This is a genomic window from Arcobacter sp. CECT 8989 (genome assembly GCF_004116715.1).
Lineage (GTDB): Bacteria > Campylobacterota > Campylobacteria > Campylobacterales > Arcobacteraceae > Halarcobacter.
The window spans coordinates 41,014-53,336 of the sequence record NZ_PDKE01000006.1; the positions used below are offsets into that span (position 1 = coordinate 41,014).

The 12,323-nt window shown below is 29.0% G+C and carries 9 protein-coding genes; 6 read left to right on the top strand and 3 right to left on the bottom strand.

Annotated features, from left to right (window positions below; all coding sequences use genetic code 11):
• Window positions 1-6: 6 nt before the first annotated feature.
• Window positions 7-2,817, bottom strand: a complete 2,811-nt coding sequence (gene napA / locus CRV02_RS07230; RefSeq protein WP_129089752.1) for a nitrate reductase catalytic subunit NapA — start codon at window positions 2,815-2,817, stop codon at window positions 7-9.
• A 353-nt stretch (window positions 2,818-3,170) separates the two neighbouring features.
• Here napA and CRV02_RS07235 point away from each other — a divergent pair, with 353 nt between their 5' ends.
• Window positions 3,171-3,833 (top strand): Crp/Fnr family transcriptional regulator, encoded by a 663-nt coding sequence (locus CRV02_RS07235; protein WP_129089753.1) that lies wholly within the window; start codon window positions 3,171-3,173, stop codon window positions 3,831-3,833.
• Complete coding sequence (locus CRV02_RS07240; RefSeq protein ID WP_129089754.1) at window positions 3,834-4,811, top strand: type IV pili methyl-accepting chemotaxis transducer N-terminal domain-containing protein; 978 nt, start codon at window positions 3,834-3,836, stop codon at window positions 4,809-4,811. It abuts the gene before it with no gap.
• 7 nt (window positions 4,812-4,818) lie between these two features.
• Here the strand turns inward: CRV02_RS07240 and CRV02_RS07245 are convergent, their stop codons facing one another.
• Entirely contained in the window at window positions 4,819-6,873 is a 2,055-nt protein-coding gene (locus tag CRV02_RS07245) for a PAS domain-containing sensor histidine kinase (RefSeq protein ID WP_164968973.1), read from the bottom strand.
• Between the two features lie 338 nt (window positions 6,874-7,211).
• Between CRV02_RS07245 and CRV02_RS07250 the strand changes: the two genes are divergently transcribed.
• Window positions 7,212-8,171, top strand: a complete 960-nt coding sequence (locus CRV02_RS07250; RefSeq protein WP_258239249.1) for a metallophosphoesterase — start codon at window positions 7,212-7,214, stop codon at window positions 8,169-8,171.
• Here the strand turns inward: CRV02_RS07250 and CRV02_RS07255 are convergent.
• Complete coding sequence (locus CRV02_RS07255) at window positions 8,168-8,803, bottom strand: Crp/Fnr family transcriptional regulator (RefSeq protein WP_129089757.1); 636 nt, start codon at window positions 8,801-8,803, stop codon at window positions 8,168-8,170. The genes CRV02_RS07250 and CRV02_RS07255 overlap by 4 nt on opposite strands.
• Window positions 8,804-8,877: 74 nt before the next feature.
• Here CRV02_RS07255 and CRV02_RS07260 point away from each other — a divergent pair, with 74 nt between their 5' ends.
• From CRV02_RS07260 to CRV02_RS07270, 3 genes are all read left to right on the top strand, one after another.
• The gene (locus tag CRV02_RS07260) at window positions 8,878-9,318 is read left to right on the top strand and encodes a bacteriohemerythrin (RefSeq protein ID WP_129089758.1); all 441 of its coding nucleotides are present in this window, start codon (window positions 8,878-8,880) and stop codon (window positions 9,316-9,318) included.
• A 5-nt stretch (window positions 9,319-9,323) separates the two neighbouring features.
• Window positions 9,324-9,662 carry a nitrous oxide-stimulated promoter family protein gene (locus CRV02_RS07265; protein ID WP_129089759.1) on the top strand — a complete coding sequence of 113 codons (339 nt, stop codon included), beginning with the start codon at window positions 9,324-9,326 and terminating at the stop codon, window positions 9,660-9,662.
• Between the two features lie 355 nt (window positions 9,663-10,017).
• A complete protein-coding gene (locus CRV02_RS07270; RefSeq protein ID WP_129089760.1) occupies window positions 10,018-12,312 on the top strand; it encodes a cache domain-containing protein in 2,295 nt (764 codons plus the stop codon).
• Window positions 12,313-12,323 lie beyond the last annotated feature (11 nt).

Genomic DNA, 12,323 nt, shown 5'->3' on the forward strand with positions numbered 1-12,323 from the left:
TTGTTTTTATACTTTATATACGTTTACTGCACATTTTTTAAAGTCTGTCTGTTTTGACTGCGGACAAGTGTAGTCTGCACAAACTTTATTAATAAATACTTTTTCATCAAACCATGGAACATAAACAAGTCCTCTTGAAGGTCTGTTTCTTCCTCTTGTTTCAACTCTAGCTTTAACTTTTCCTCTTCTAGACTCAACCCATGCTAACTCACCTTGTTTAACACCAAATTTCTTAGCGTCTTCTGGGTGAATATAACAAAGTGCTTCTGGAACTGCTCTATATAGTTCAGGAACTCTCATAGTCATTGTTCCACTATGCCAGTGTTCTAACACTCTACCTGTACTCATCCATAATGGGTAAGTTTCATCTGGAACTTCTGGTGGATCCATATATGGTCTAGCAAAGATTTTTGCTTTATTTTTTAAAGCTTTTTTAGTTTTGTCTTTAATACCATTTAAGTCACCTTGAGGTAACGCTTTTGCTAATTTACCATAGAATGCAAACTCAGTGTGTCCTGTTTCTTTACCATATTTTTTAGCATATGGGTCATATTTAGCATTAAATCTCCATTGAGTCTCTTTACCATCAACAACTGGCCATTTAAGACCTCTTACTCTGTGATAAGTATCAAAGTCTGCTAAATCGTGCGCATGTCCTCTACCAAACCATGCATACTCTTCAAATAGATATTTTTGAATAAAGAATCCATAACCTTCCCAAACTTTTCCATCACTACCTTTAACATTTCTGCTATCACCTAGTGCTTCTGAGTTATCAAAACCTTTTTGGATAGGATCTTCTAAATCAACTTTATATGATTTTGCTTCTTTATTAGCAAATAGGATTTCATACATTGTAGTATCTTCGTTATATCCCATTTTTTTAGCTTCTGCAATTACATTTGGAAGTTTTTTACCATTTCTTAGAGTATATTCACCCCAAACATCTTTTACAGTAAATCTTTTTGAAAGCTCAACCCATTGCCATGTATCAGACATTGCATCACCAATTGGTAATACTTGTTGTCTCCAATGCTGAGTTCTTCTTTCAGCATTTCCATATGCTCCCCATTTTTCATAAATCATAGCAGACGGTAAAATAAGGTCAGAAACTTTTGCAGAGATACCAGGGTATCCATCTGAAGTTACAATGAAGTTATCCATTTGTCTTGCTGCTTTAATCCAGTGAGATGCACTTGCTGTATCTTGATAAGGATTACATACATTCACCCATGCAAATTTAACAACACCATCTTCAATATCTCTATGGATTTTCATAATGTGTTGATTTCCAACAGGGTTTAATGTATTAGCAGGAATTTTCCATTTGTTTTCAACAATTTTTCTATGTTTACCATTTTTTACCATCATATCAGCTGGTAATCTGTGAGTAAATGTTCCAACTTCTCTTGCAGTACCACAAGCAGATGGTTGACCTGTAAGTGAGAATGCACCAGAACCTGGCTTAGCTTGTTTATTTAATAAGAAGTGAACATTATATGCTAAAGTATTTACCCAAGTACCTCTTGTATGTTGGTTCATACCCATAGTCCAGAATGATACTACTTTTCTATTTTTTTCAATATATAAGTTTGCTAATTTTTGAAGTTTTTCTTTGAACTGCTCAATTGGCTCATCAGGATTACCTTTTGAGATTTTTGCTACATAATCTACATCATATGGCTCTAAGAATTTTTTATACTCTTCAAAAGAGATTTCCCAGTGTTTTAAACCAGCTGGTTTATTAACCATTTTATCTCCAGCTTTATACCCATAAGGTTGAAGTGCAGGAGCTTCTGTTTCAGATACAACTTTTTCCATCTCTTTTGAGATAGTTTCCATCTCTTTATCTGAATATTTACCCTCTTTGATAGACTTTTCATCTGATCTTCTCATACCATAACCCATATTTACTGGGCTAGCTGCAAATACAATATGCTTTTTAACAAAATCCCAGTCAATAGCTTCTGGATTATTATATACAATCTCTCTTGCTATATAATTCCAAATTGCTAAGTCTGTATTAGGAGTGAAAATGATTTCTATATCAGCTAAGTCAGAAGTTCTATGTCTATAAGTAGATAAGTTTACAACTTGAACTTTATCTGGATTTGAAAGTTTTCTATCAGTTACCCTTGACCATAAAATTGGGTGCATCTCTGCCATATTTGAACCCCAAGATACAACTGTATCAGTAAGCTCAATATCATCATAACATCCCGAAGGCTCATCAATACCAAAAGTTTGATAAAAACCAACAACCGCAGATGCCATACAGTGTCTTGCATTTGGATCAATAGCATTTGATCTAAATCCACCTTTCATCATCTTTTGAGCTGCATACCCTTCCATAATAGTATACTGACCAGAAGCAAACACGCCAACTCCCTCTGGACCACTCTGTTTTAAAGCTTTTTTGATATGAACTTCCATCTCATCAAAAGCTCTTTCCCATGATACAGGAGCAAATTTTCCATTTTTGTCAAACTCACCCTTTGCATTCATTCTAAGTAATGGTTGCTTTAATCTATCTGCACCATACATGATTTTTGCATTAAAGTAACCTTTAATACAGTTAAGTCCTCTGTTAACTGGTGCTGCAGGATCACCTTTTACGGCTACAATTTTTCCATTCTTAGTTGCAAGCATAATTCCACAACCTGTACCACAGAATCTACATGCTGCTTTATCCCATCGCCAACCTTTTTCAGCATTTGTTGCTGATGCTTGAAGCTGCGAAGGAACATTCATACCTACAGCTGCTGCTGCTGAAGCTGCTGCGGAACTCTTAAGGAAATCTCTTCTTGAAAGTGCCATACTCTCCTCCTTTGAATTTTGTTTTAATTTCTAAACATTTCAATTCTAGCACTAAGAAAAACATAGTTCATTGACTTGTGTCAATTTATTTTACATTTTTCTTAATACAATTACTAAGTTATAAATTTTATTTATTTTTAATATTATCAACTTGCTAATTTTTAAATTATTTTGTAAAATATATATAACTTTAGGCTGTATTTACTGGTGTTTAAAAAATTATTTTTGTAATAAGTTTGTGATTTCAGCTCTTATTTTAGGGACTTACAGACTATTTTTTTGATTAATATCAATTATATTATAAAAAAGTTTTTATATACTAATAGGGTTGAAAATAATCAGGTGTATTAAATATGATAAATTCGAAAGAAATTTTTAAGAACATTAATCTGTTTTCTCATTTAGAAGATAATGAAATAGAGAGTTTGATAGAAATATCCTCTATCTCCAAATATGACAAGAACTCTATTTTATATTATGAGACAGAAAATATGGATAAACTTTTGTTCCTAATAGAAGGACAATTAAAAGTTTATAAAATTGACAAATATGATAATGAAATCTTTTTATACTATATCTATCCAAATAGTATGATTTCAGAGTTATCTAATTTAAATGAAAATAAAATTCAATGTTTTTCAAATGCTGAGTTTGTGGATGATAGTTTAATATTATCTATAGACTATGAAAAGTTTAAAAAAATGTTCTTATATGAAAATGAGTTTATTTTAAAATTTATTGAAGAGCTTATATATAAAAACCAACAATTACAATGTATTGTAAATAGAGAGTTGGTTTTTGATGCTACTTCAAAGGTTGCATTTATGTTGATTAACGATTTAAAAATGTTTAACCAGTTGAAAAGAACAGAGGTTTCTCTTTTGTTACACATACAGCCAGAAACTCTATCAAGAGTACTAAAAAAGCTAAGTAGAAGTGAAATAATAACAATTGAAAAAGGGAAAATAATCATTAACAATGAAGAAGAGTTAAGAAGTATTTACTTAGGAATTTAAATGAAACAAGTTAGTGTAAGTCAAAAAATCAAAATTATTGGTGCACTATTAATTTTATCAATCTTTACAGTTATCGTTGTAACTATATTTTTAAATCAAAAAAATGTAAAAGATGCAACAATAGTTAATATTGCGGGTAAACAAAGAATGTTAACCCAAAGAATCACTAAAAATATCTACTTTTTATATCAAAATAAAGAAGATAATTTTACTGAAATAGACAATGCCGTAGAGCAGTTCAATTATGGCTTAGGTACTTTAATAAGTGGTGACAAACTTTTAGGTATATCTGCTGCTCCAACAGAAGAGCTTAAAGCTCAGATGACAAAAGTAGTAATACTATGGACAAGCTTCGAAAAAAACGTTAGAGAGTTCAAAGAAGCCCTACTTAAAAATGATATTCAAAAGTTAAATTCAACAATAAAGTTTATAAATAATAACAACAATAAACTACTACAAGAAGTAGACCAAGTGGTTACTCTTTATACTAAATATATTGAAGAGAAAACTGCCTTTATTAAAAAGTTTCAGTACTTAGCATTTACCCTATTACTTTTGCTTGCAATTTATTCAATAATTCAATTAAGACAGATTGAACAAAATGCAAGGGAGTTTATTGAGAAATCTAAAAAAATCTCTTCTGGGGATATTAATGAATTAACGCCAATAAATATCAATACAGAAAAAGAGTTTGTAGAAGTTGCTGATAATATGAATAATTTTATTAACAAAGTATCTTCTGCAATGAACTACTCTCAAACAGCCTTAGAACAATCTAAAAAAGCTTCTCAAAAACTAGAGAGTTTAACAGAAGAGTTTGATGACTTAATTAATGAGTTTGAAAATAAATCTGATGTTATAAAAGGTTTAGATAGAAGTGAAGATATTATGATTGAATCAACGGAAGATTTAATTAAAACAACAAAAAGATTACAGTCTTTAAAAACTCAACTAGATAGTCTTATTAAAAAGCTTTAGTCTTCTTCTAAAGCTTTTTAAATTTAATAGTAAACTTAGCACCCTTATACTTTTGACCTTCATGCTCAAACTCTTCATTCATAACATCAATTTGTGCTTTATGATGATTTACTAAAATATCGTGAGATAAAGAAAGACCTATTCCTGTACCAACACTTTGATGTTTTGTAGTAAAGTATGGTTCAAAAATTCTTGGAAGAATTGATTTATCAATTCCCCCTGCATTATCTTTGATTTCTACACTTAAACCATCTTTACTCTTTCTTGTAGAAATTAAAATTATTCTAGTAGTATCACTTACTAAACGCTCTTTGATAGCATCTGTAGCATTGTTTATGATGTTTAAAAAAGATTGAACTAATTCATTTTTATAACCATATACTTTTAAATCTGATTTAAAATCTGTTAGCACTTCAATATGATTGTTTTTTAAACTTGCTTCATTTAAAGAAAGAGTTTTATTTAAAATATAAATTATTGTTGTCTCTTCTCTTTGTTTATCATCTTTAATATAAGCTCTAAAATCATCTATTGTTTCTGATAGATATTTTGATTGACTGATAATTGAATCCATTGCTTTATTGAAAGTTTTATCATCAAGTAAATCTAACTCTTTTTGAAGTTTAACTCCACTTGCATTTGTAGTTATTACAGTTAAAGGTTGTCTCCATTGGTGAGCAATATTTCCTATCATTTCACCCATTGAAGCTAGTTTTTCTTGGGACTGTAAGTTTTTTACTTGTGTAATATCCCTTGATGTTAAAATTAATCTTTTTTTATCAGACATAAGTGCTATATTCATACTTGATAATAAAGTTTTCCCACCTTTTACAATACATCTTTTCTCAAAGTTTTCTATATGTCCATTTGCAAAAACTTCTGCTAAAGCTTGCTCTGTAGCTTCAATATCTTCTTCAAAGGTTAACTCTAAACAACTCTTTTGAAGAAGTTCTTCTTTTGTATAACCTGTCATTAATAAATATGCATCATTAAAGTTTAAGAAGTTTGTATCTAAATCAACAATTGCAATTGCATCATTAGAGTTTGAGAAAATCTTTTCAAACTCATCTTTTTGTTCTTCTATTTTTTTCTCTGCTTCTTTTTGTGAGCTAATATCTGTATGAAAACCTATCATTCTTATTGGTTTATTATTTTCATCAAATACAGTTTTACCACGGTCTAAAATCCAAACCCAGTGACCATCTTTATGTCTCATTCTATGAATATTTTCATAATACTCAGTTACTCCATTTAGATGCTCGTGTAAATCTTTTTCTGCTTTAGGGAAGTCATCTTTATGAACTCTTGAGGCCCATGATTCAAAACAATTTTCTAACTCATCTTCTTTAAAGCCTAACATCTCTTTCCAAGTTTTAGAAAAAATCACTTCATCTGTTTTAATATCCCAATCCCACAAACCATCTTTTGTGGTATCCATTGCTAACTCAAATCTTTCATTTGTTTCATGGAGTTTTTTATTCATATTCTGAAGTTTTATAGTTAAGAGTTTTTTCTGCTTTAAAAAATAGATTAGGATAAATACCCAAATGATTAGCAAAACTAAACAGGCTAAGAAAATATTTGTAATATTTTGCTTTGATTCTTCTATTTGTGCAGTTTGAAGTTTTACTTGCTCTTCTAAATTTTCATTAAAGTAATCAACTGCATATTTATCTTTGTACTTATTAATTATTGAAAAAAGTAGTTCCTGATTTTGGTAAACAATAGGAAAAGAGTAAACCTCTACTTTCTCTACTTTTTCATCCGCAACTTTATGTTTAAAGATAAAATAATTTCTATTCTCTTCTTTAGCTTTTTGCATCTCTTCTTGTACTTGCTCTTTAGAAAAAGCATTTATATCTTTAATATTTAATGATTTTAGTTTTGAAAGGCTTAGTCCATAAAACTTAGCAGCAAACTCATTTGCCTCAATAATCTCTCCATTTTTTGGATTGATTATAAGTATTACTGTATTATTATTTTTCAAAAAAGAGTCTAGACTTACATGCTTAGAAAATAGTATGCTCATACAAAGGAATAAAGATAATAATATTTTTTTCACAGCTTTCCCTTTCATTGAGTGTTTATAAATTATAGTTAATAAAAACTAAAAATTTGTTTCTTTTTTTGAGAAAGAAAATCAAATATCTAAAATTTTGTAATAAAAAAGTATTATTTTTATACTTTAAAACCTTTAGTTTTATTAATTGAGTATTAAAAAAACATTTGTATAATCCTGCTATGAGATTTATTATATTTGCAACAATTTTTATAAGTGTTATGACCCTTTTAACACTTCTAATTTCAAGAAGGTTTATTAAAAAACTACACTTTTCAAAAAAGACAAAACTCTACTTAAATATCTTTTTAGCTATTAATCTTTTAGGGGTAGTAGCCTATATGTTTGTACGATATAACCCAAGTGTTCCAAACTGGGCATATTTTCTTCTATCTTTACCAATTGGTATTATTTTTCTTCTTTTTATAGCAACTATTTTTTATGAAGTTTTTGCTCTTTTAATTAATAAATCAATTAAAGATGAAAGCAGAAGAGACTTCTTTAAAAGAGGTTTAGATTTTACAGCTGTAGCAGTTGCTGGTGGAGTAAATGCAAAAGCAATGTACAATGCTAAACATATAGAACTAGAAAAGGTTGAAGTTAAAATAAAAAACCTAAAACAAGAGTATAAAATAGTTCAATTAAGTGATATTCATATTGGAGGCTTAGTAGATAAAACTTTTATAGCAAACCTTGTAAAAAGAGTCAATAGTTTAGATGCTGATATTATTGCTATAACAGGTGATTTAGTTGATACAAAAATAAAATATGCAAAACCTGCACTTGATGAACTAAAAAATTTAAAATCAAAATATGGAACATATTTTATTATTGGTAACCATGAATATTTCCATGATGTTGCAGCAATTATAAAGTATGTAAACTCTTTAGGAATAAAAACTTTAGAGAATGAAAATATTTATATTGGAGAAGAAAATAGAGGTTTTTATTTAGCTGGAGTATATGATATCTTTGGAAATAGAGTTAATGCTTATATGCCTGATTTAAAAAAGGCTTTACAAAGAACTGAGAATTTCCCTAAAGTACTATTAGCTCACCAACCAAGATATATAAAAGAGATAGATGAAAAAGTTGATTTAGTATTAAGTGGTCATACCCATGGAGGACAAATAGCACCTTTTAATTTATTAGTAAAACTTCAACAACCTTATGTAAAAGGTTTAAATAAACACAACGAAGATACACAAATTTATGTAAACAAAGGAACTGGTTTCTGGGGACCTCCAATGAGATTAGGAGCTAGTTCAGAAATAAGCGAGATAAGAATTATCCCCGCTTAAAAAAGAGCTCTAAGAGCTCTTTCATCTTTAATTTCAATTTTACCTTTTTTGTTTTCTAGTACTTCATCTTTTTTTAGTTTTGCTAATTTTCTTGATAAAGTCTCTTGTCTTATATTTAAAAGTTCTGCTATTTTTATCTGCTTTAAACTACTTATTTCAGTTTTATTATCATAAATAAACTTTGCAATTTTTGCATCAACATCTTCTATCATATTTGTGCTAATAAATAGTTCTAAGGCTTTGATTTTTTTAGTTAGGGATTTTATAAAAATAAGAAGAAATTCATTTTTTTGTAAAAAGTACTCTTCAAACTTTTTATAATCTATAAATATTATTTTTGAGTCCATTTCACATCTACAGTTTGCTGGATAAGGAATATTTTCATAGTTTGCAAGCTCTGCTATAAAAGATGCAGCTTTTATATTATGAATGGTTACCTCATTGTCTTTAAAGTCATGTCTATAAATCTTTACACAACCACTTATTAATAGTAAAAGATATTTTGATTCATCACCTTTATAAAATACTAACTCATCTTCAGTAAACTTCTTTTCAAAACTAATACTCTCTAGTAGTTCTAGATCTTTTTTATCTAAACTATTAAATAAATAAAACTCTTTTAATTTGCTCATTTCTCTTGATTCCAATCAATGATTTATTTACTATTTTATGCAAATATTTTGAAAATAAATTTAAAGAGGCTTTTATGCTAATAAATAAAGATAATTTACCCCTAGTTGCAGAAGATTTTATGAATGATGTGCATTATGAAGATGTTGATATTATAAATGATTTATATGAAAAACTTTTAAACTATATTGATGCAGAAACAAAAGAGAATAAAAATATTGTTATAGATGCTTACCAAAATTGGTATGACCATACTGTTTCACACTTTAAAGGCGAAGAAGACAAAATGATTGAACTTAACTTTCCTCCTTACATGATGCACAAAGGAGAGCATGAAAAGTGTTTAGAACAAATGAGACAAGTGTTAGATTACTTTATTAAAAATGATGATAAAGAGTTTTTAAAAAGCTATTTAGAACTTGATTTAATAAACTGGTTAGTAAACCATATTCAAACTATGGATACAGTTACAGCTATGTTTTTTAAAACTGGAATGAGCCCTTGTAGCGCACACTAAATATTATGACCACTGAGAAATTTGATTCTGAAATAAGAACATTAAAAAAGTTCTTTGAATATTATTGTGAAAATAAACATGAACAAAGCAAACTATATATAAAAAGTGTTGTCTATAAAGAACACACTTTTGTATATGAATTTAATGTTTGCGAAGAGTGTGCAAAAGATATTAGCTATAGTATAAACAGGTTAGAGGGGTGTATCCACGAAGAGAAACCAAGATGTAGAAAGTGCCCAAATCCTTGCTATGAAAAACCTATGTGGAAAAAACTTGCAAAAGTAATGAAATATGGTGGAATACATTTTAAACTTGACTCTATTAAAAAATCACTTTTCTCATGATCTGTCTTTACTTCTTAAATAAGAAAAACCTTCAATAACTACTAAAGATATTATAACTGCAACTGTTAAGTTGAAAAATAAATCTAATGTAAAAAAATCAAACATAATAAATACCTTAATTGATTATTTTCTTAATTTTAGCATAACACTGTCTCAAAAATGTCTCATTCAAATAATTTATTTATTTTTTTTCATTATTTAATAAACTTCTGGTTTATTTTCTTCTTTTTATATTATTTTTTTATACAATTGTTCAAAATTAAGGTTTTTCTCAACTAGGCTTTAAATTTTTTTAGTAGAATTATTAGTTATTAGTAACTTTATTATAAATTCTATTAATTGACTAGGAGTATGCATGAAAAATCTGACAATAAAAAACAAGTTACTCATAATAGTAATCTCTACTATTATAACGGTATCGGTTATCTTAGCTATTAAAGCTATTTATTCGATTAATCACATAAGTAAGCAAAATATTGAAAAATATACAAAAGATGCTTACAAAAATAAAGAGCTAAATCTAAAAAATTATGTCTCTTTAGCTATGAATACCCTTCAAGATGAATATAATAATATGGAATCTGAGGGAATTAGTGAAGAAGAGGCAAAACAAAATGCCCTTAAAGCCATTGAAAAAATCAGATATGGTAAAGAAGGGTACTTTTGGATTAATGACCTTGAGTTAAATATGCTAATGCATCCAGTTTCAAAATCTCTAGTAGGAAGAAATGTTTCTGATGTAAAAGACCCTGAAGGTAAATACTTTTTTAAAGATATTAAAAAACTAGCTAAATCTCAAGGTTCTGGTCTTATTACTTATGTATGGGATAAACCAGGTTTTGATAAACCGCAACCAAAATATACTTATATAGAAGTATTTAAACCTTGGGGATGGGTTATTGCAACAGGAAGCTATCTTGATGATGTAGAAAAGAGTGTAGCTCAAATGCAAGCTTCATCAGAAGAAGATACAGCAGATGCTATTTTACTTATTTTTGTTGGAGTACTTATCCTTACTATTGTTATTTCTACAATTGTAGTATTTATTGCAAATAGAATGATTGTTAAGCCTCTTTCAAAATTAACAGGAACAGTTAAAGCTCTTACAAAATTCTCAAGTGCAGACCAAAAAATCAATATTGATTCAAAAGATGAAATTGGTGATTTAGCTAGATACTTTAATGAATACCTAGAGTCAATTAGAAGAGTTACAGCGCAAGATCAAAAAATTGTAGAAGAGAGTGAAAAAGCAATAGAAATGGTTAGAGCTGGTTTCTTTGCTTATAAAGTTGAAAGTGATTCAGAGAATAGATCAACTAATGATTTAAAAAATACAATTAATGTTTTAATTGATGAATTTAAAGACCACTTAGGTGAAATAAATAAGGCTTTAAATGAGTACTCTAAAGGTAACTTTGAGTATGACTTTGATGTTAAAAATGTAAGTGGTAACCTAGGTTCAGTTGTTAGAGGAACAAAGTCAATTGGTGATAATGTATCTGAAATCTTAGCTACTATTATGACAAGTGGTGAAAAACTTGCAAATAATATTGAGATATTAACTTCTTCAGCTACTTCTTTATCAGACTCAGCAAATGCACAAGCAGCTTCACTTGAAGAGACTGCTGCTGCTGTTGAAGAGATTAATAGTAATATTCAAAATAGTACTCAAAACATGGATAAAATGAAAGAGCTTGATGATGTAGTTATGAACTCAGCTCAAAAAGGTCAACAACTAGCTCACCAAACTGCAACTTCTATGGATGAGATTAACACAGAAGTTGAATCAATTGCAGAAGCAATTACTGTTATTGACCAAATTGCATTCCAAACAAATATTCTTTCACTAAATGCAGCAGTTGAAGCAGCTACGGCAGGTGAAGCAGGAAAAGGTTTTGCTGTTGTTGCAGGTGAGGTAAGAAACTTAGCAAGTAGATCAGCAGAAGCAGCAAAAGAGATTAAAGACTTAGTTGAAAAAGCTACTTCAAAAGCAAACAATGGTAAAAATATTGCAGATACAATGATTAAAGGTTATGATGAACTTCAAGGTGCCATTGTTCAAACTAAAGAGATTATTGATAATGTAGCAAATGCTTCAAAAGAACAAGGTTTAGGAATAGCACAAATTAACGATGCAATTACTATCTTAGATAAAAACACTCAAGAAAATGCAAGTGACGCCACTAGCATTGCTTCATTAGCCTCAGAAGTTAAAAACTTATCAAACAACCTAATCTCTGTTGCTAAAAATGCTAAATTTAAAGATTCTGCTAGAAAACAGATTGCAGATATAAATTTAGTACATGAATTAAATAACTTAAAATTACAACATATTTTATTCAAAGAAAATAACTTTGCAAGAATTTCTGAAAATGCTAAAATTACTGTAGTTGATGAAACTCAATGTAATTTAGGTAAATGGATTATTCAAGCAGAAAGAGATGCTAAGTCATTTACTAAAACTGCCAACTGGCAAGCACTAAAAGATGCCCATAAAAGAGTTCACGGTGGAGTTCAATGCTTCTTAGACAAAAACTTAGAGCATGCACCAAATGATCAATTAATTGAGATTGGAAATGGTGTTGAAACGGCAACAGCAGAAGTATTCCAAACACTTGATACTGTAAAAGTAGAAAATGCTAATTTATAAAAAGAAGGATT

Excerpts from the sequence above, each read along its gene's own strand:
- napA (WP_129089752.1), bottom strand. The coding sequence starts at position 2,817 with ATGGCACTTTCAAGAAGAGATTTCCTTAAGAGTTCCGCAGCAGCTTCA.
- CRV02_RS07235 (WP_129089753.1), top strand. The coding sequence starts at position 3,171 with ATGATAAATTCGAAAGAAATTTTTAAGAACATTAATCTGTTTTCTCAT.
- CRV02_RS07240 (WP_129089754.1), top strand. The coding sequence starts at position 3,834 with ATGAAACAAGTTAGTGTAAGTCAAAAAATCAAAATTATTGGTGCACTA.
- CRV02_RS07250 (WP_258239249.1), top strand. The coding sequence starts at position 7,212 with ATGTTTGTACGATATAACCCAAGTGTTCCAAACTGGGCATATTTTCTT.
- CRV02_RS07255 (WP_129089757.1), bottom strand. The coding sequence starts at position 8,803 with ATGAGCAAATTAAAAGAGTTTTATTTATTTAATAGTTTAGATAAAAAA.
- CRV02_RS07260 (WP_129089758.1), top strand. The coding sequence starts at position 8,878 with ATGCTAATAAATAAAGATAATTTACCCCTAGTTGCAGAAGATTTTATG.
- CRV02_RS07265 (WP_129089759.1), top strand. The coding sequence starts at position 9,324 with ATGACCACTGAGAAATTTGATTCTGAAATAAGAACATTAAAAAAGTTC.
- CRV02_RS07270 (WP_129089760.1), top strand. The coding sequence starts at position 10,018 with ATGAAAAATCTGACAATAAAAAACAAGTTACTCATAATAGTAATCTCT.